This window comes from Lysobacter auxotrophicus (assembly GCF_027924565.1).
Classification (GTDB): domain Bacteria; phylum Pseudomonadota; class Gammaproteobacteria; order Xanthomonadales; family Xanthomonadaceae; genus Lysobacter_J; species Lysobacter_J auxotrophicus.
The window spans coordinates 832,962-851,378 of record NZ_AP027041.1 but is presented as its reverse complement, the minus strand read 5'-3'; the positions used below and the strand labels follow the sequence as shown (position 1 = coordinate 851,378).

Sequence of the window (18,417 nt, the reverse complement as noted above, 5' to 3'; positions counted from 1 at the left end):
GAGCGTGCCGCGAAGGGCCGGATCGAGGAGCGATGCTCGCAAGGCACCGCCTTGCATCGCTCCGGGCGCCCGGAGCGTACCGGAAGCCAGTCGAAGCGGCGTCGGTACCCCGCGACCGGCTCAGCCGGCCCTCGCGCGGTGCCTCAGCCCTTGATCTCCATCTTGAGCGGCGACTGCTGGCTGAGGAATTTGCGCGGGTTCACGACGCGGTTGTTCTCCCACACCTCGAAGTGCACGTGGGCGCCGGTCGAGCGGCCCGTGGAGCCGGCCTTGGCGATCTCCTGCCCGGCGCGCACCAGCTCGCCGACCTTGCGGGTCAGGCGCGAGTTGTGGGCGTAACGGGTGACGTAGCCGTTGCCGTGGTCCACTTCGATGACGTTGCCGTAGCCCGAGCGCACGCCCGAGTAGCTGACCACGCCGTCGGCCACGGCGAGCACCGGGTCGCCGACGTTGGCCTTGAAGTCGATGCCCTTGTGGTTGGCATGCCCGCCACTAAAGGGATCGGCGCGGCCGCCGAAGCCGGAGGTGATGTAGCTGTTGGCGATCGGCTCGCGTCCCGGCACGGCGTTCATGTCGAGCTGGCGGTTGAAGAGCAGCGATTCCAGGACCGACAGCTGCTCGCCCGACGCCTTGAACTGCGCGCCCAAGGTCGCCATGCCCTCGTCCAGCTCGGGCTTGGTCATGTCGCGAACGGGGCCCACGCCGCCGACGCCGACCGGCTTGTCGAAGTCGAACTCGCCGTCCTGCAGCTGGCCGATGCGCGTCAGGCGCTCGCCCAGGGCGTTGAGGCGGTTGGCCTCGGCCTGGAGCTCGCCCATGCGGGCGGCCAGGGCGTTGATCTCACGCTGGGCGTCGCGACGGGTCGCTGCGATCAGCGCCTCCTGCCGGTCGGCCTTGCTGCGCAGCATGGCGTTGTCGGCCAGGGTGACGCCCGCGCCGAGCGCGGTGCCGGTTCCCAGCAGAAGCGCCATCGCCAGCGCCGGGCGCTGCGCGCCCCAGTAGCCCGCACGCTGCAGCAACGACGAAAGCTGCACGCGGGTTTTGTTTAGGATGGTTGAATACGTCATGTCCAGTTCTGATTCCAAGCCCCGGTCGCGCAAAGGCGGCCCTTCGACTCCACGCGCCGCGCTGGATGCGCTGCTCGCCGAGCCCGCTGGCGGTCCGGTGCGCCGTGCCCTTTGGCTCGACGAACTGGACCAACGGTTTCGCCCGCTCCTGCCACCTTCGCTGGCCGCGCATGCGCGACTGGCCAATTACGAGCGTGGCGGCAGGCTCGTGTTTGTCGTCGATGCCCCGGTGTGGCGGGCCAAGATGCGGCTCGCTGCCCCTGAACTGCTCGACGCGGCCCGTTCCGTCGGGCTGGATGCGGCTGAACTCATCGTCAAAACGACAACGCCGGTGACTGCCTCCCCGCAATCGGACCGGAAAGCCAAACCCATCTCCGCTACTGCACGCAAAGCCCTGCAGTCGGCGGTGGAACTGCTGAAGGAGCCCGGTTCCACCGGATCCAGCGGTTCCCCCTGAGATTTCTTCGCGTTGGCAGGTTTGTCGCCGCCACGTCGATACGCCAGGGTTCGGGGCATGCTAAAGGCCTAACCCCTTGAATTTGTTAAGAGGTTAGAAACCTTTCGGAAGAAATTCGTTAAATAAACGTTAAGGCGTCACGCGAAGTTCACGTCTGTGACGTCCGCCCAATTCATGAAAACGCTTGCGGCGCGTGGTCAGCCGCAGCGTCCGGGCCGCTCAGGCGGTGGCGGGAATCCCGTAGGTGACGGGCGCTTCGTACGCATCGGACTCGGTGAAAGTCACCTCGTCCCAGGCCGAACGTTCGGCGAGCAGGGCGCGAACGAGCTTGTTGTTGAGCGCATGTCCGGACTTGAAACCGACATACGCGCCGATGATCGGACGGCCCGCGAGGTACAGGTCGCCGACGGCGTCGAGGATCTTGTGGCGCACGAACTCGTCGGCGTACCGCAGGCCGTCGTCGTTCAGCACGCGGAACTCGTCCAGCACGATCGCGTTGTCCATCGAGCCGCCGAGGCCGAGGTTGCGTTCGCGCATGTATTCCAGGTCGCGCATGAAGCCGAACGTGCGGGCGCGGCTGACTTCCTGGATGTAATTGGCGGTGGAGAACTCCACCACGGCGCGCGACTGCGAGGCCGGGATCGCGGGGTGGTCGAACTGCACCGTGAAGTCGAGGCGGAAGCCGTCGTACGGCTCGAACCGCGCGACCTTGTCGCCCTCGCGCACTTCCACCGGCTGGCGTATGCGGATGAAACGCTTCGGCGCGTCCTGCTCGTAGATGCCCGCCGACTGCAGCAGGAACACGAACGGACCGGAGGAGCCGTCCATGATCGGCACTTCGGCCGCGGACAGTTCCACATATAGATTGTCGACACCCAGGCCCGCGAGCGCGGACAGCAGGTGTTCGACGGTCTGGATCTTGGCCGGGCCGCAGGTCAGGCCCGTGCACAGCGTGGTCTCGGTGACCAGCTCGGCGCTGGCCGGCACTTCCACCACCGGGTCGAGGTCGACGCGACGGAACACGATGCCGGTATCGACCGGTGCCGGGCGCAGGGTGAGAAAGACCTTCTCGCCACTGTGCAGGCCCACGCCGGTGGCGCGGATCACGTTCTTGAGGGTGCGCTGACGCAGCATGGGAGGCGACCTTGGGGGGCGGCGTTCTTCTTGATTACATGTGTGCGACCGCAGGCGGATGCAAATGGTTCTCGCCTGAACGGCCGGCAAGAATAGCACCGCGCACCCTGAACCATGACGGAAACATGTCACGGTCCCGTGAAGGCAAGACGGCCGGCCGGACCCGCTTCGCGGACCGGCCGACCCTGCCCCATCCGGGGCCAGAAGACGACGGCGACGGCCTTCCCCATGGCGAGGGAAGACCGTTTGAACCCGGTCCGACAAGGCCGCCGGAGCGGACTACATCAGTCCGCCTGGCGGCGCAGGAATGCCGGGATGTCGAGGTAGCTGCTGTCGCTGCCGAAATCGGCGACGGCCGGCGTCGACGACGGTTCCACGCTGCGGCTGCCGGCGCTGCCGCGCAGGCTGTTGCCGAAGCTCGGACGCGCGGTCGGCATTTCGTCCATCGCCGAGAACTCCGGCTGGCCGGTGGTCGCGTTGCGGACCAGCGAGATCGGGGCGCGCTGCGCCTCGCGCTCGTTGCCGCGGACCGACTGGCGCGCGACGGCACGGTTCAGGCCCGTGGCGACCACGGTGACCTTCACCTCGTCCTGCATGTCCGGATCCAGCACGGTGCCGATGACGACGGTCGCGTCTTCCGAAGCGAAGTTCTCGATGGTGCGGCCGACTTCGTCGAACTCGGCCATCGTGAAGTCCGGACCGGCGGTGATGTTGACCAGGATGCCGTTGGCGCCCGACAGGTTCACGTCGTCCAGCAGCGGGTTCTGGATCGCCGCTTCCGCCGCCGCCTGCGCGCGGTCATCGCCACGCGCCGCGCCGGTGCCCATCATCGCCAGGCCCATCTCGCTCATCACGGTGCGCACGTCGGCGAAGTCGACGTTGATCAGGCCCGGACGCACGATCAGGTCGGCGATGCCCTGCACGGCGCCGAGCAGCACGTCGTTGGCGGCGCGAAACGCCTGGATCATCGTCGCGTTGCGACCGAGCACGGTGATCAGCTTCTCGTTCGGGATGGTGATCAGCGAGTCGCAGTGGTGGCTCAGTTCCTCGATGCCCTTCAGCGCGACCTGCATGCGGCGGCGGCCTTCGAACGGGAACGGCTTGGTGACCACGGCCACCGTGAGGATGCCCATTTCCTTGGCGAGCTGCGCCACGACCGGCGCGGCGCCGGTGCCCGTGCCGCCGCCCATGCCGGCGGTGATGAACACCATGTCGGCGCCGGTCAGCGCGTCCATGATGCGTTCGCGGTCTTCCAGCGCGGCCTGGCGGCCGACTTCCGGATTCGCGCCTGCGCCCAGGCCCTTGGTGACGTTGCTGCCCAGCTGCAGCTGCAGCTTCGCGCCGCAGTTCTTGATGGCCTGCGCGTCGGTGTTGGCGGTGATGAATTCCACGCCATCGACGTTGCCGCTGACCATGTGCGCCACGGCGTTGCCGCCGCCACCGCCCACGCCAACGACCTTGATGACCGCGTTCGGGGCCATTTTTTCAACCAGTTCGAAATGTGCCATGTCGTCGTCCTCGTTATGTAGTGCTAGTTATTTGCTTTCGAATCGTCGTGTTGCCGGAACCGCAAGTACCGCGTCATCGCCTCGCCTGCTCACTGGACCCAGGCCCTGCCCGGATCGGGAACCGGCGTCGGCCCATGCCGCGTCGATTCCTTGAAGCCTTGCGCGCATCGCGTCGTCAGAACTCGCCGCGATACCAGTTCTTGAGCTTGCTGAAGAAGCTGCCCGCGCGACCGGTCGGAATCACCGGACGCCGCGGGTTCTCGATCTGGCTACCCATCAGCAGCAGGCCGACGCCGGTGGCGTGCACTGGATTGCCCACCACTTCGCCCAGCCCCGTCACGTGCTGCGGAATGCCCACGCGCACGGGCATCTGCAGCATTTCCTCGGCTAGTTCGACCACGCCTTCCATCTTCGCGGCGCCGCCGGTGAGCACCATGCCGGCGCGCACGTGCTGCTCGAAACCGCTGCGGCGCAGCTCGGCCTGGATCATTTCGAAGATCTCCTCGTACCGCGCCTGCACGGCCTGCGCGAGCGACGCGCGCGGCATGCGGCGCGGCGGGCGATCGCCGACGCTGGGCACCTGGATGGATTCTTCGGCCGTCGCCATCTGCGCGAGCGCGCATGCGTAGCGAACCTTGATCTGTTCGGCTTCCGGCGTCGGCGTGCGCAGCATGTGCGCGATGTCCTCGGTCACCTTGTCGCCGGCGATCGGCAGGCTTGCGCTGTGCGCGATCGCGCCGCCGACGAACACCGCGATGTCGGTCGTGCCCGCGCCGATGTCGACCAGCACCACGCCGAGTTCGCGCTCATCGGAGGTCAGCACGGCCTGGCTGGATGCGAGCACGCTGAGGATCAAATCATCGACCTGCAAACCGCAGCGCTGCACGCACTTGCTGATGTTCGCCGCCGCCGACTGCGCGCACACGACCAGGTGCGCGTGCACTTCCAGGCGCACGCCGGTCATGCCGACGGGGTTGCGGATGCCTTCCTGCGAATCGTCGAGCACGTAGTCGCGCGGGATCGCATGCAGGATCTTCTGGTCGGCCGGGATCGCCACGGCCTTGGCCGCTTCGAGCACGCGGTCCAGATCGCCGTAGGTCACTTCGCCGTCGCGGATCGGCGCGATGCCCTGCGAGTTGCGGCACTGCACGTGGTTGCCGGAGATCGACGCGTAGACCGAACGGATCTCGCAGCCGGCCATCAGCTCGGCTTCCTCGATGGCGCGCTGGATCGACTGCACCGTGGATTCGATGTCCACCACGACGCCGCGCTTGAGGCCGCGCGATTCGTGCGAGCCGATACCGATCACCTCGATCGGGTTGCCCGGCGAGTATTCACCCACCAGCGCCACCACCTTCGAGGTGCCGATGTCGAGGCCGACGATCAGCGACTTGTCACCCTTGCGATTCATGATTGTCCCTGCTGTTGCGGTACCGCCGCCGGCGCCGGCACGGGCGCCCACGTCAATGCAAAACCATTGGTGTAACGAAGGTCGGCGAGCTTGAGCACCTGCGCCTGCTGCGTGAGCAACTGCGGCAGCAGACGCACGAAGCGCGACAGCCGTGCGCGCGCTTCGCTGCGGCCGACCACGATGCGTGCGCCGTTGTCGAGGCCGAGCGTCCAGCTACCGCGCGGATCGAGCCCGACCTCGCGCACCTCAAGACCGATCGGCGCGAACATCGCGCGCGATTCGTTGTAGAGCGCCACGACCTCGCTCACGCGCGCCTCGGGACCGCCGAGTTGCGGCAGGCCCTTCGGCACGTCGATGCCCTTCGCCGGGAACAACTTGCCCTGCTCCGACAGCAGCAGGCCGCCGCTCCAGCGAGCGAACGGACGATGTTCGAACACCGTCACTTCCAGCACGTCGGGCCAGCGCTTGCGCACTTCCGCGCGCTCGACCCACGGCAGCTTGGACACCGCGTCCTGCGCGCCGGCCAGATCCACCGCGAAGAACCCGCGCTGCGCGTACGGCAGCAGCGTCTTCTGCAGCAGCGCGCCGTCCACGCGTTCGAACTCGCCGGTCGCGCGCAGCTTGGTCAGCGGCCAATGGGCCGCGCCGATCCAGCCGTTGAGCACGGCGACGACCGGCAGCACGACCAGTGCCAACGCGAGAATCCATCCGACGAGGCGAAGCATGGCGTTCACGCCACCGCACCTCCTCGTTCGGCACCGGCGAGGCTGGACTCGAGCACGCGCCAGCACAGCTCGTCGAATTCGATGCCGATCTGACGCGCGGCCTTGGGCACGAGCGAGTGGCTCGTCATGCCCGGCGCGGTGTTCACTTCCAGCAGGTACAGCTGGCCGGTGGCGCGATCGCGCATGAAATCCACGCGACCCCAGCCGCTGCACCCGGCGGCGATGAAGGCTTCCGACGCGATGCGCGCGATCTCGACCTCTTCCGCGCCTTCCAGTCCCGGGCACAGGTACTGCGTGTCGTCGGAGATGTACTTGGCGTGGTAGTCGTACCACTCGCCCTTCGGAACGATACGGATCGACGGCAGCGCGATGTCGTTCAACACCGGCACGGTGAGTTCTTCGCCGACGATCAGCTGCTCCATCAGCATCTCGCCGGGATAGTTCGCGGCGAGTTCGACGGCCGCATCGAGGTCGGCGTCGTCGAGCACGCGCGAAACGCCGACGCTGGAGCCTTCGCTCGACGGCTTGATGAAGACCGGGAGCCCGAGCGAACGCGCGGCCGCGTGGACGTCATCGCCCTTCGACAGGCGCACGTAGCGAGGCGTCGGCAGGCCGATGCTGAGCCACACCTGCTTGGTGCGGATCTTGTCCATGGTCAGCGCGGAACCGAGCACGCCCGAACCGGTGTACGGCACGCCGAGCGCTTCGCACAGGCCCTGCAGCACGCCGTCTTCGCCGCCGCCCTTGTTGCCGTGGAGGATGTTGAAGACGCGATCGACGCGGCCGGCGCGGATCGCCTCGAGCAGCGCGGGGATGCCGTCGATCGCGAACGCGTCGACGTTGCGCGAACGCAGCGCGTCGAGCACGTTGCGCCCCGAATCCAGCGAGACTTCGCGTTCGGCGCTGGTGCCGCCCATGAGCACGGCGACGCGGCCGAACGCGGCCGGATCGGTGATCCGGGTCGGACCAAGCTTCGCCGCTGCGGACTGCGCGCTCACTTCTTCTCTCCGTTGGAACCGTTGAAACCGTTCGCCGCGATCTGCTGCGCGGCGTAACCGATGTCGCCCGCGCCCATCATCAGCAGCAGGTCGCCGTCGTTGAGGACGTCGGGCAGCACGCTCGACAGATCGGCGGCGCCGCTGACGACGACGGGGTCGATGCGGCCGCGCGCGCGGATGGCGCGCGCCAGCGACTTGGCATCGGCGCCGGCGATCGGCGCTTCGCCCGCCGGATACACCTCGGTCAGCACGAGCACGTCCACCGTCGACAGCACCGCGGCGAACTCGTCGAACAGATCGCGCGTGCGGCTGTAGCGATGCGGCTGGAACGCGACGACCAGGCGCTTGTCGGGCCAGCCGCCGCGCGCCGCGGCGAACACCGCGTCGAGTTCCTTCGGGTGATGGCCGTAATCGTCGACCAGCTGCACCGTCGCGCCCTTCGACGTCGTCGGGCTGGCGAGCAGGTTGAAGCGGCGGCCGACTCCGGCGAAGTTCTGCAACGCGCGCGCGATCGCATCGGCGGCGACGCCGAGCTGCCATGCAACCGACGCGGCGGCGAGCGCATTGAGCACGTTGTGGCGACCCGGCAGCGCGAGCGTGATCGGCGTGCGCGTGGCATCGGGCAGGCACAGCGTGAAACGCATGTTCGGCCCGTCCTGCTGCACGTCCTCGGCGCGCACGTCGGCCTCCGTGCTGAAGCCGTAGGTCATCACATGGCGCGGCGTCTTCGATGCGAGCGCGGCGACTTCGGCATCGTCGATGCACAGCACCGCCAGGCCGTAGAACGGCAGGCGGTGCATGAACTCCTCGAACGCCGCCTGCACGCGGGCGAAGTCGCCGCCGTAGTTTTCCAGATGATCCGCGTCGATGTTGGTGACGATCGCGATCTGCGGATTCAGGCGCAGGAAGCTGCCATCGCTTTCATCGGCCTCGGCGACGAGCCATTCGCCCGTGCCCAGGCGGGCGTTCGCGCCGGCGGCAAGCAGCTGGCCGCCGATGACGAAGGTGGGATCGATGCCGCCTTCGGCGAGCACGCTTGCCGCGAGCGAGGTGGTCGTCGTCTTGCCATGCGTGCCGGCGACGGCGATGCCGCGCTTGAAGCGCATGAGCTCGGCGAGCATTTCCGCACGCGGCACCACCGGAATGCGCTGCGCGCGCGCTTCCATCAGTTCGGGGTTGTCGGGCTTGATCGCGCTGGACACGACGACGCAGTCGGTGCCGAGCACGTTCGCCGCGGCATGGCCTTTGTTCACGCTGACGCCGAGCGAGGCGAGACGCCGCGTCACGGCGTTGTCGGCGTTGTCCGAACCGGACACCTGGTAGCCGAGCGTGCACATGACTTCGGCCAGGCCGCTCATGCCCACGCCGCCGACGCCCACGAAGTGGACGCGCGGAAACGCCTTGGCGAGGTCGCCGGTGTGCTGCAGGCGGCGACGCAGGGCCGTACTCATTCGACTTGCTCCAGAACCAGTTGTGCGACGCGTTGTGCCGCGTCGGGTTTGGCGATCGCGCGCGCGGCCTGCGCCATCTGCAGCAGGGCGCCGCGTTCGCCAAGAATTTCGAGGGTGGCCGACAGGCGCTGGGCGAGATCGCCCGCCGTGCCTTGCGGCACGAGGTGCGCGGCGCCGCGATCGACGAGGTATTGCGCGTTCTTCGTCTGGTGGTCGTCAACCGCCTGCGGGAACGGCACCAGCACGCTGCCGACGCCCACGGCGCACAGTTCGGCAAGCGTGAGCGCGCCGGCGCGGCACACCACGATGTCGGCCCACGCGTATGCGGACGCCATGTCGGCGATGAACGGTTCCACCGAGGCCTGCACGCCCGCTTCGGCGTAAGCGCGCTCGGCTTCCTCGCGCAGCTTCTCGCCGCACTGGTGGCGCACTTCGCACTCGATACGGCCACGCAGGCCGGCGATGGCCTTGGGCACGGCGGTGTTCAGCGCACGTGCGCCCTGGCTGCCGCCGAGCACGAGCACGCGCAGCGCACCGGTACGGCCGGCGAAGCGCTGCTCCGGCGACGCGACGGCGGCGATCTCGGCGCGAACCGGGTTGCCGACGACTTCCTCGTTCGCGAACGTATCCGGAAAACCCGTCAGCACGTGACGCGCGAAACGCGCCAGCACGCGGTTGGTCAGGCCCGGCGCGCGGTTCTGTTCGTGCACGATCAGCGGGATGCCGGCGAGCTTCGCCGCGAGGCCGCCCGGCCCGGCTGCGTAGCCGCCGAAGCTGATCACCGCGCGCGGCTGGCGCTCGCGCAGCGTCTGCATGGCGGCGCGCACCGCACCGATGAGGCGGAACGGCGTCGCCAGCAGCGTGGCGATGCCCTTGCCGCGCATGCCGCGCACGGCGATGGTGTCGATTGCGATGCCGTGTTGCGGCACCAGGCGCGTTTCCATGCCGCCTTCCGCGCCGAGCCAGAGCACCGGCACGCCGCGCTCGCGCAGCGCCTTCGCCACGGCGAGGCCCGGGAAGATATGCCCGCCGGTGCCGCCGGCGAGGATCATCACCGGATGCAGATCGGAGTCGGTCGCGGCATGCATCACGCGATCCTCCCCAGGGTCGGCTCGACGCGCTGCTGCAGTCGGCTGGGGCCACGCGACGCGCTCGCGGCGACAGCCGGCGCCGGCTTGCGCGAAGGCATCGGCGCAGCGTTCGGCGTCGGCGCGCTCGAATCGTTCGCGGCCACCGGCGGCGACGAGATGTCGTTGCGCACGCGCGCCACCTGGCGCTGCGCACGGTCGAGTTCGTACGACACGCGCAACAGGAGGCCGAGCGCGACGCAGGTCATGATCACGCTCGAACCGCCGTAGGAAATCATCGGCAGCGTCAGGCCCTTGGTCGGCAGCAGGCCGAGGTTCACGCCGATCGACACGAAGCTCTGCAGGCTCATCCACAGCGCGATGCCGAACGCGCAATAGCCGGCGAAATGGCGGCGCATCTCCACGCACTTCAGGCCGAGCCAGAACGCGCGACCGGCGAGGGCCGCGTACAGGCCGACCACGACACACACGCCGATGAAGCCGAATTCCTCGGCGATCACCGCCATGATGAAGTCGGTATGCGCTTCGGGAAGGTACGAGAGCTTCTGCACCGACGCGCCCAGGCCCACGCCGAGCCATTCGCCGCGACCGACCGCCATCAGCGCGTTGGTCAGCTGGTAGCCGGTCTTGAACGGGTCCTGCCACGGATCCAGGAACGAGGTCAGTCGCACGACGCGATAGGGTTCGGCGATCGCCACGACCGCCAGCACCGGCAGGCCGATCAGCACCGGGCCGAACATGCGCGGCATGTTCACGCCGCCCAGCACGAGCATGCCGGCGGTGATCGCCAGCAGCAGCGACGACGAACCGAAGTCCGGCTGCAGCAGCAGCATCGCGACGAGCGCGACCGCCACGCCGATGGGCTTGAGCATCGCGCCCCAGGTGGCGGTGACTTCCTCGCTGTAGCGCTTGAGGTAGCTCGCCAGCCAGACGATGTAGAGCAGCTTCACCGCTTCCACCGCCTGGAAGTTGGAGACGCCCAGGTTCAGCCAACGGCGCGCGCCGTTGACGCTGCGGCCGATGCCCGGCATGAACACCGCGATGAGCAGCACGAAGCACACCAGCAGCAGCCACTGGTTGTGCTGCTCGATCGTCTTCAACTCCGTGCGCATGATCCACACCGCGCCGACCAGGCCAATGGCGAGGAACACGACGTGGCGGGTGAGGAAGTAGAACGGGCCGACATCGTGGCCGTCGGCGACGCCGATCGAGGCCGAGCCGACCATCACCACGCCCAGGCACGCGAGCGCGCACGAGATCCCGAGCAGCCACGGGTCGAAGTGGCCGCCGATCGCGTCGAGTCGTGTTGCCTGGCGCGCGGAGTCGCTCATCAACGTACCTTCAGCGTGGCCAGGCCGACGAGGACGAGCACGACGGAGATGATCCAGAAGCGCACGATCACGCGCGGCTCCGGCCAGCCCTTGAGCTCGAAGTGGTGGTGGATCGGCGCCATGCGGAACACGCGCTTGCCGGTCAGCTTGAACGACGCGACCTGGATCATCACCGAGAGCGTCTCGATGACGAAGATGCCGCCCATCACGACCAGCACGAGTTCCTGGCGCACGATCACCGCGATGGTGCCGAGCACGGCGCCGAGCGCGAGCGCGCCGATGTCGCCCATGAACACCATCGCCGGGTAGGTGTTGAACCACAGGAACCCCAGGCCCGCGCCGGCGATCGCCGCGCAGATGATCACCAGTTCGCCCGCCCCCGGCACCGCCGGAATCTGCAGGTACTTGGAGAACTCGGCGTGGCCGGATGCATAGGCGAAGATGCCCAGCGCGCACGCGACCAGCACGGTCGGCATGATCGCCAGGCCGTCGAGGCCATCGGTGAGGTTCACCGCGTTGGAGAAGCCGACGATCCAGAAGTAGGCGATCGCGACGAAGCCCACGCCCGCCAGCGGCAGCGCGATGGACTTGAAGAACGGCACGTAGAAGGTCGTCGCCGTCGGCACGTCGGCGAAGAACCACAGGTACAGGCCGGCGGCGAGACCGAAGACGGATTGCGCGAGGTATTTCCAGCGCGACTTCAGCCCGTTGGGATCGCGCCTGACGATCTTGATCCAGTCGTCGTACCAGCCGATCGCGCCGAAGGCGAGCATCACCAGCAGCACGACCCACACGTACTTGTTGCGCAGGTCGCCCCACAGCAGCACCGAGGCCATCACGGTGAACAGGATCAGCGCGCCGCCCATCGTCGGCGTGCCCGCCTTGGAGAAGTGCGACTGCGGGCCGTCCTTGCGGATCGGCTGGCCGCCCTTGAGCTGGCCGAGCTTGCGGATCACCGCCGGGCCCCACCACAGCGACAGCGCGAGCGCGGTCAGCGCGCTGAGGATGCCGCGGAAGGTGAGGTAGCCGAACAGGCCGAACAGGCTTTGCAGTTGTTCGAGCCAACGCGTGAGTTCAAGCAGCATGGGTGTCCCCTTCTTGCGGGCCCACGAGCGCGGCCACGATCCTGTCCATCGCGCTTCCGCGCGAGCCTTTCACCAGTACGCGCACTCCTTCGCGCAGTTCGTTCCCCAGCACGTCGGCGAGCGCCGCATGCGTCTGGAAATGCGTGGCGCCATCGCCGAACGCCTGCGACGCCGCCGCGCTGTACGGCCCCAGCGTGAACAACCGGCGGATGCCGCCGGCCTTCGCGCGACGACCGGCTTCGGCGTGCATGGCCTCGGCGTCCGCGCCGAGTTCGCGCATGTCGCCCAGCACCAGCCACGCCTCGCCGCCGCCGCCGGCGAGCGTGTCGATGCCCGCCGCGAGCGAGCCCGGGTTCGCGTTGTAGCTGTCGTCGATCACCACCGCGCCGTTGGGCAGGCGATGCGTGATCAGGCGGCCGGCGACGGGGCGCGCGGCGTTGAGTCCGTCGGCGACCTCGGCCAGCGTCGCGCCGACGCTCAGCGAAAGCGCCGCAGCGGCGAGCGCGTTGCTCACGTTGTGACGACCCGGCAACGTGAGCGAGATCGCGGCCTCGCCCTGCGGCGCGACAAGCGTGAAGCGCGACCCGTCGGGCAGCGCCTGGATGTTCCGTGCGGTGATCTCGGCGCTGGATTCCAGACCGAAGCGCAGCAGCCGGCGGCCGTGCGCGCGCTCGGCGAAGTACGGCGCGAACGCGTCGTCGGCGTTGATCACCGCCACGCCCTCGCCCGGCAGCGCGTCGTAGATCGCGGCCTTGGTGTCGGCGACGCCGAGCAGGCTGCCCATGCGTTCCAGATGGCCCGGCGCAATGTTGTTCACGATGGAGACGTCGGGACGCACGATGTCGGTGAGATAGGCGATATCGCCCGGCTTGCCGGCGCCCATCTCGTAGATCGCGAAGCGCAGGTCTTCCGGCGCGTCGATCACCGCCAGCGGCAAGCCGATCTCGTTGTTGCGGTTGCCCGGCGTCGCGTACGTCGCGCCGACGCGTTCGAGGATCGCCAGCGTCAGCGCCTTCACGCTGGTCTTGCCGTTGCTGCCGGTGATCGCGACGACCTTCTGGGCGCTTGCGCCCTCGATGCGCTCGCGATGCACCGCTGCAGCGAAATCGGCCAGCGCGCGTTCGGTGTCGGCTACCACGATCTGCGCCACCGGCGCATCGACTTCACGCGACACCAGCGCGGCGGCAATGCCGGCCTGCGCGGCGTTCGCGACGTGGTCATGGCCATCGAAACGTTCGCCCTTCAGCGCGACGAACAACGCGGCGCCGTCCTTCGGCAGCGCGCGCGTGTCGGTGGCGATGGCGTCGACCGTGCGGTCTTCGCCGACCAGCCGGCCGCGGGTCATGCGGGCGATATCGGAGAGCGTGCGCGCCTTCACTGTCGTGCCTCCAGCGCGGAGCGCGCGACCTGCGTGTCGTCGAAGGGATGCTGCACGCCCTGGATGTCCTGGTACGGCTCGTGGCCCTTGCCGGCGATGAGCACGATGTCGTTCGGCCCCGCCGTGCCCACCGCGTGCGCGATCGCCGCGGCGCGGTCGCGCTGCACGGTGACGCGCTCCGGATGCGCGAAGCCTTCCATGATGTCCGCCACGATGACGTCGCCGTCCTCGAAACGCGGGTTGTCGTCGGTGACGATGACCACGTCGGCGTGCTGCTCGGCGATGGCGGCCATCTGCGGGCGCTTGCCGCGGTCGCGGTCGCCGCCGCAGCCGAACACGCAGACCAGGCGCGCCTGCACGTGCGCGCGAAGCGAGCTCAATGCCTGCTCCAACGCATCGGGCGTGTGCGCGTAATCGACGACGACCAGCGGTGCGCGACCGTCGCCGCCAAGGCGGTTCATGCGGCCGTGGATCGGCTGCAGCGTCGCGAGCGTTTCGGCGACCTGCGACGGCGCATCGCCCAGCGCGAACAGCACGCCGGCGACCGCCAGCAGGTTGTCGACGTTGAAGCGACCCAGCAGCGGCGACTGCACCGCGTGCGACTGGCCATCGACCACGAGGTCGAAACCGATGCCGGCGTTGTCGAAGTGCAGGTTCGTCGCCTGCAGGGTCGCCGACGCATCGCCGCGCGAACTCACGCCGATCGCGCGCACGTCGCGCGGCAGCGTCGCGATGAGTTCCCGGCCGAACGCGTCGTCGAGGTTGATCACGGCGGATTTCAGGCCGTTCCATGCGAACAGGCGCGCCTTGGCTGCGCCGTAGGTCGCCATGTCGCCGTGGTAGTCGAGGTGGTCGCGCGTGAGGTTGGTGAACACCGCGACGTCGAAATGCACGCCGTCCACGCGACCCTGGTCGAGCGCGTGCGAGCTGGCTTCCATCGCGATGGCCTGCGCGCCGTCGTCGTGCATCCTCGCCAGCAGTTCATGCGTCTGCAGTACGAGCGGCGTCGTGAAACCGGTCGGCACCACGTGCCCGTACAAGCCGGCGCCGAGCGTGCCGACGCTGCCGCTGACGATGCCGCGCGCGTGCCACGCCTGCGTGAGCAGCTGCACGGTCGAGGTCTTGCCGTTGGTGCCGGTGACGCCGACGACCGTCATCGCTTCGGTCGCACGCCCGTGGAATCGATCGCCCATCTCGCCCAGGCGCGAACGCAGGCCCGGCACGGCGATGGCGTCGTCCGGTGCCGGCAGATCGTCCGGCGCGGGCGGCTCGAACAGGATCGCCGCGGCGCCGGCGGCACGCGCCTGGTCGACGAAGCGCAGCCCGTGCGCGCCGAAGCCGGCGATCGCGACGAACGCGTTGCCCGGACGCACGGCGCGGCTGTCGAGCACCAGGCCGGTGATGGTCAGCTCCGGCGGAATCCCGGCGACGTCGGGCAGCAGTTCGGCCAGCGGCATGAGGCGGCTCATCGCGCACCTCCGCTGGGAGCGGCGAGACCCGGCGCCACGACGCCGACCGGGGACGGCAGCGCGGCCGATGCGTGCGTCGGCGCCGGCAGCACGGTGCCGGTCGGCTTGCCGCCGTTGGCCTTCGCGCGCTTGGCTTCGGCGGCGGCCTGCGCGGCCATCCAGGTGTCGATGTCGTCGGGCGCCACGTCCATCAGGCGCAGCGAACCTTCCATCACGCTCTTGAATACCGGGCCGGACACATAGCCGCCGAAGTAGCCCTTCGCCGGATCCGGATCGTTGATCACCACCACCATCGAGAAGCGCGGGTTGTTCACCGGCACGACGCCGGCGAAGAACGACACGTAGCGGCGCGAATAGCCGCCGAATTCGTTGAACTTGCGCGCGGTGCCGGTCTTGCCGGCGACGTGGTAGCCCAGGATCGCCGCCTGCGTGGCGGTGCCGCCGGGCTCGGTCACGGTCTGCATCATGCGCATGATGGTTCCGGCGATCGCCGGGTCGAGCACCTGGACCGGCTCGTGGCGCTCGCCCTTCACGAACGTCGGCGCGATCAGCTTGCCGCCGTTGCCCAGCGCGGCGTACGCCTGCGCGATCTGCAGCGGCGTTGCCGACAGGCCGTAGCCGTACGACATGCCTTGTTTAGTGGTGCCGCTCCAGCGCGACGGCGGCGCCAGCACGCCGGACGACTCGCCAGGGAACCCGCTGTTGGTCTTGTGGCCGTAACCGAAGCGCTTGAGGAACTCGTAGTACTGCTGGCTCGGCACCTTCGCGACGATCTTCGCCACACCGACGTTGGAGCTCTTGGTGATCACGCCGGTGGTGTCGAGCACGCCGTAATTGCGGTGGTCGGTCGTGCGGTACTTGCCGTTCGGCATCCAGCCCGGGTTCGTGTCGAACGTGGAGTGCGCGGTGATCACGCCCGCTTCCAGCGCAGCGGCCACGGTGAGCGGCTTCATCGTCGAGCCCGGCTCGATCACGTCCGTCACCGCGCGGTTGCGCTTGGTGTCCAGGTTGCCGCTGGCGGGTGCATTGGGGTTGTAGGTGGGCAGGTTCGCCATCGCCAGCACTTCGCCCGTGGCGATGTCGAGCACGACGGTCGAACCGCTGCTCGCGCCGGTGCGCTCCAGCGCGCTGCGCAGTTCGCGCATCGCCAGGAACTGGATGCGGCGGTCGATGGTCAGCGTGAGATCGCGGCCGGGCTCGGCGCCCTTCACCAGGTCCACGCTTTCGACGATGCGGCCCGCGCCGTCGCGGATCACGCGCTTGGCGCCCGGCCTACCGCGCAGCCAGTCGTCGAACGCGAGCTCCAGGCCTTCCTGGCCGAGGTCATCGATGTTGGTGAAGCCCAGGATGTGCGACATCGCCTCACCCTGCGGGTAGAAGCGACGGAATTCGCGCTGCGAGAACACGCCCGGGATCTTCGCCGCGAGGATGCGCTTGGCTTCATCCGGGTTGATGCGGCGCTTGAGGTAGACGAATTCCTTGCCGGCGCGCTGGCTCAGCTTGCGCGTGAGCGCGTCCGGGGAAACGCCCAGCGCCTTGGCGAGCTGCGGAATGCGCGCCGGGTTCTTCAGCAGTTCCTGCGGGTTCGCCCACACCGATTCGACCGGCGTCGATACCGCGAGCGGCTCGCCGTTGCGGTCCGTGATCATGCCGCGCGAGGTCGGGATCGGGATCTCGCGCAGCGAACGCGCGTCGCCCTGCTGGCGGTAGAAATCGTTGCTGATGACCTGCAGATCCAGGGCGCGGCCGACCAGCGCGATCGAGCACAGGCCGAGCGCGCCGCCGACCAGGATCAGCCGGTTACGCAGGTTGAACGACGCGCGGCCACGGCCCTTGCCGGCGACGCGATCGCCGCCGCCGAACTTGTCGCGCAGCGCGAGCACGGCGTCGAGCGGGCCGCTGCGACCGCTGCGCGAACCGGCGTTGCGCGGATTGCGGGAGGCGCCGTTCATGGACGGATCACCACGGTCTCGGCGCCTTCAGGGAACTTCATGCCGAGGCGGTCGCGAGCGACCTGGTCGATGCGGTTGCTCTCCGACCACGTGGCCTGTTCGAGCTGCAGGCGGCCGAATTCGATGTTGAGCTCGTCGCGCGCGCGCTCCAGGCGGCTGAGCTGCACGAACAGCTGGCGGTGTTCATGGCGCGCCTGCACGACGGCCAACGCCGAGACGACGTTGGCCACCACGAGCACGCTCAGCAGGAGGCGAAGGACGCTCATGCGCGCGCCTCCCCACCAGCCGGGAATCGGGTTCGGGGAAGGCGGACTGCCTGGAGGTCCGGCTCGCGGGGCGCCATCGCTTCCCACCGGTCTCCACGGCCCGTTGCCGGCTGTGCCGTGTCGGAGACGCCGTCCGATGCGTTCGCGCCTTCCTCGTTCCCGATTCCCAGCTTCTCCGCCACGCGCAGCACCGCACTGCGGGCACGCGGATTCGCCGAGGTTTCCTCATCCGCCGCCTTCTGCGCGGACCCAATGGCGCGCAGGACGGGCGTGAAGGCCACTTCCACCGGCATGCGGCGGTTGGCCGGCGGCGCCTTGCTATGGCGCGCGATGAACTGCTTGACGATGCGGTCTTCCAGCGAATGGAAGCTGATGACCGCAAGGCGGCCGCCGGGCTTCAGGCGCGCGAGCGCGGCGTCCAGGCCGGTTTCCAGATCCACCAGCTCGCGGTTGATGAAGATGCGGATGGCCTGGAAGCTGCGCGTGGCCGGGTGGATCTTCTGGTCGCCACGCGGCACGACCGATGCGATGAGATCGGCCAGCTGCGCGGTGCGCTCGAGCGGCTGCGCGTCGCGACGGGCGACGATGGCGCGCGCGATCTTGCGGCTCATGCGCTCCTCGCCGTACGTCCACAGCACGTCGGCGATCTCGCGGTCGTCGGCGCGCGCGAGCCATTGCGCCGCGCTTTCGCCGCTGTCGGGGTCCATGCGCATGTCGAGCGGGCCGTCCTTGCCGAAGCTGAAACCGCGCTCGGCGACGTCCAGCTGCGGCGAGGACACGCCCAGGTCGAACAGCACGCCGTCCAGGCCGGCGACGGTTTCGTCCCAGTGCGCGAGTTCGGCGAAGCTGCCACGGAAGACCGCGACGCGGGCGTCCTGCGCGAACTCGCGCATCGCCACCGCAATCGCTTCGGGGTCCTTGTCCATGAGCAGCAGGCGGCCTCCGGGGCCGAGTCGTTCCAGCACGCCGCGCGCGTGACCACCACGCCCGAACGTGCCGTCCAGGTACGTTCCATTCCCGCGCACGTTCAGGCCGTCGAGCACCTGCGCGTACATCACGGGAAGGTGGCCGGACAGCGCGCCGCGCTCCATGCCACC

The 18,417-nt window shown here is 68.8% G+C and carries 16 protein-coding genes; 1 reads left to right on the top strand and 15 read right to left on the bottom strand.

The window, feature by feature from the left end; all coding sequences use genetic code 11:
- Nucleotides 1–143: 143 nt before the first annotated feature.
- Entirely contained in the window at nucleotides 144–971 is an 828-nt protein-coding gene (locus tag LA521A_RS03775; protein WP_281782000.1) for a M23 family metallopeptidase, read from the bottom strand.
- Nucleotides 972–1,065: 94 nt separating this feature from the next.
- Here LA521A_RS03775 and LA521A_RS03770 point away from each other — a divergent pair, with 94 nt between their 5' ends.
- Entirely contained in the window at nucleotides 1,066–1,524 is a 459-nt protein-coding gene (locus LA521A_RS03770; RefSeq protein ID WP_281781040.1) for a DciA family protein, read from the top strand.
- Nucleotides 1,525–1,743: 219 nt separating this feature from the next.
- On the opposite strand, the gene lpxC is transcribed toward LA521A_RS03770, so the two are convergent.
- The 14 genes from lpxC to rsmH all read right to left on the bottom strand — a co-directional run bounded on the left by lpxC (nucleotide 1,744) and on the right by rsmH (nucleotide 18,411).
- Nucleotides 1,744–2,658 (bottom strand): UDP-3-O-acyl-N-acetylglucosamine deacetylase, encoded by a 915-nt coding sequence (gene lpxC, locus LA521A_RS03765; RefSeq protein ID WP_281781039.1) that lies wholly within the window; start codon nucleotides 2,656–2,658, stop codon nucleotides 1,744–1,746.
- A gap of 284 nt (nucleotides 2,659–2,942) precedes the next feature.
- Nucleotides 2,943–4,166, bottom strand: a complete 1,224-nt coding sequence (gene ftsZ, locus LA521A_RS03760) for a cell division protein FtsZ (protein WP_115841422.1) — start codon at nucleotides 4,164–4,166, stop codon at nucleotides 2,943–2,945.
- A gap of 175 nt (nucleotides 4,167–4,341) precedes the next feature.
- A complete protein-coding gene (gene ftsA / locus LA521A_RS03755; RefSeq protein ID WP_281781038.1) occupies nucleotides 4,342–5,577 on the bottom strand; it encodes a cell division protein FtsA in 1,236 nt (411 codons plus the stop codon).
- Entirely contained in the window at nucleotides 5,574–6,311 is a 738-nt protein-coding gene (locus tag LA521A_RS03750) for a cell division protein FtsQ/DivIB (RefSeq protein WP_281781037.1), read from the bottom strand. Before LA521A_RS03750 ends, ftsA begins: the two co-directional genes overlap by 4 nt.
- Nucleotides 6,308–7,300, bottom strand: a complete 993-nt coding sequence (locus LA521A_RS03745; RefSeq protein ID WP_281781036.1) for a D-alanine--D-alanine ligase — start codon at nucleotides 7,298–7,300, stop codon at nucleotides 6,308–6,310. The genes LA521A_RS03750 and LA521A_RS03745 overlap by 4 nt, the downstream gene beginning before the upstream one ends.
- On the bottom strand, nucleotides 7,297–8,739 hold the full coding sequence (murC, locus tag LA521A_RS03740; RefSeq protein WP_281781999.1) for a UDP-N-acetylmuramate--L-alanine ligase: 1,443 nt from the start codon (nucleotides 8,737–8,739) through the stop codon (nucleotides 7,297–7,299). Before murC ends, LA521A_RS03745 begins: the two co-directional genes overlap by 4 nt.
- 8 nt (nucleotides 8,740–8,747) lie before the next feature.
- Nucleotides 8,748–9,839 carry an undecaprenyldiphospho-muramoylpentapeptide beta-N-acetylglucosaminyltransferase gene (gene murG, locus LA521A_RS03735; RefSeq protein ID WP_281781035.1) on the bottom strand — a complete coding sequence of 364 codons (1,092 nt, stop codon included), beginning with the start codon at nucleotides 9,837–9,839 and terminating at the stop codon, nucleotides 8,748–8,750.
- Nucleotides 9,839–11,170, bottom strand: a complete 1,332-nt coding sequence (ftsW, locus tag LA521A_RS03730) for a putative lipid II flippase FtsW (RefSeq protein WP_281781034.1) — start codon at nucleotides 11,168–11,170, stop codon at nucleotides 9,839–9,841. Before ftsW ends, murG begins: the two co-directional genes overlap by 1 nt.
- A complete protein-coding gene (gene mraY / locus LA521A_RS03725) occupies nucleotides 11,170–12,255 on the bottom strand; it encodes a phospho-N-acetylmuramoyl-pentapeptide-transferase (RefSeq protein ID WP_281781033.1) in 1,086 nt (361 codons plus the stop codon). The genes ftsW and mraY overlap by 1 nt, the downstream gene beginning before the upstream one ends.
- Nucleotides 12,245–13,633, bottom strand: coding sequence for a UDP-N-acetylmuramoyl-tripeptide--D-alanyl-D-alanine ligase (locus tag LA521A_RS03720; protein ID WP_425494560.1), 1,389 nt, complete (start codon nucleotides 13,631–13,633; stop codon nucleotides 12,245–12,247). The genes mraY and LA521A_RS03720 overlap by 11 nt, the downstream gene beginning before the upstream one ends.
- The gene (locus LA521A_RS03715; protein WP_281781032.1) at nucleotides 13,630–15,102 is read right to left on the bottom strand and encodes a UDP-N-acetylmuramoyl-L-alanyl-D-glutamate--2,6-diaminopimelate ligase; all 1,473 of its coding nucleotides are present in this window, start codon (nucleotides 15,100–15,102) and stop codon (nucleotides 13,630–13,632) included. The genes LA521A_RS03720 and LA521A_RS03715 overlap by 4 nt, the downstream gene beginning before the upstream one ends.
- Complete coding sequence (locus LA521A_RS03710; protein WP_343226707.1) at nucleotides 15,099–17,054, bottom strand: peptidoglycan D,D-transpeptidase FtsI family protein; 1,956 nt, start codon at nucleotides 17,052–17,054, stop codon at nucleotides 15,099–15,101. Before LA521A_RS03710 ends, LA521A_RS03715 begins: the two co-directional genes overlap by 4 nt.
- Nucleotides 17,051–17,320: a cell division protein FtsL gene (ftsL, locus tag LA521A_RS03705; protein WP_232338521.1), complete on the bottom strand. Its 270-nt coding sequence runs from the start codon at nucleotides 17,318–17,320 to the stop codon at nucleotides 17,051–17,053. The genes LA521A_RS03710 and ftsL overlap by 4 nt, the downstream gene beginning before the upstream one ends.
- Complete coding sequence (rsmH, locus tag LA521A_RS03700; protein WP_281781031.1) at nucleotides 17,317–18,411, bottom strand: 16S rRNA (cytosine(1402)-N(4))-methyltransferase RsmH; 1,095 nt, start codon at nucleotides 18,409–18,411, stop codon at nucleotides 17,317–17,319. The genes ftsL and rsmH overlap by 4 nt, the downstream gene beginning before the upstream one ends.
- Nucleotides 18,412–18,417 lie beyond the last annotated feature (6 nt).

What these genes read in the sequence shown, in the direction of transcription:
- mraY (WP_281781033.1), bottom strand. Translation starts at nt 12,255, where the DNA reads ATGCTGCTTGAACTCACGCGTTGGCTCGAACAACTGCAAAGCCTGTTC.
- LA521A_RS03715 (WP_281781032.1), bottom strand. Translation starts at nt 15,102, where the DNA reads ATGAGCCGCCTCATGCCGCTGGCCGAACTGCTGCCCGACGTCGCCGGG.
- LA521A_RS03770 (WP_281781040.1), top strand. Translation starts at nt 1,066, where the DNA reads ATGTCCAGTTCTGATTCCAAGCCCCGGTCGCGCAAAGGCGGCCCTTCG.
- ftsL (WP_232338521.1), bottom strand. Translation starts at nt 17,320, where the DNA reads ATGAGCGTCCTTCGCCTCCTGCTGAGCGTGCTCGTGGTGGCCAACGTC.
- LA521A_RS03710 (WP_343226707.1), bottom strand. Translation starts at nt 17,054, where the DNA reads ATGAACGGCGCCTCCCGCAATCCGCGCAACGCCGGTTCGCGCAGCGGT.
- murG (WP_281781035.1), bottom strand. Translation starts at nt 9,839, where the DNA reads ATGCATGCCGCGACCGACTCCGATCTGCATCCGGTGATGATCCTCGCC.
- lpxC (WP_281781039.1), bottom strand. Translation starts at nt 2,658, where the DNA reads ATGCTGCGTCAGCGCACCCTCAAGAACGTGATCCGCGCCACCGGCGTG.
- ftsW (WP_281781034.1), bottom strand. Translation starts at nt 11,170, where the DNA reads ATGAGCGACTCCGCGCGCCAGGCAACACGACTCGACGCGATCGGCGGC.
- ftsA (WP_281781038.1), bottom strand. Translation starts at nt 5,577, where the DNA reads ATGAATCGCAAGGGTGACAAGTCGCTGATCGTCGGCCTCGACATCGGC.
- LA521A_RS03775 (WP_281782000.1), bottom strand. Translation starts at nt 971, where the DNA reads ATGGCGCTTCTGCTGGGAACCGGCACCGCGCTCGGCGCGGGCGTCACC.
- ftsZ (WP_115841422.1), bottom strand. Translation starts at nt 4,166, where the DNA reads ATGGCACATTTCGAACTGGTTGAAAAAATGGCCCCGAACGCGGTCATC.
- rsmH (WP_281781031.1), bottom strand. Translation starts at nt 18,411, where the DNA reads ATGGAGCGCGGCGCGCTGTCCGGCCACCTTCCCGTGATGTACGCGCAG.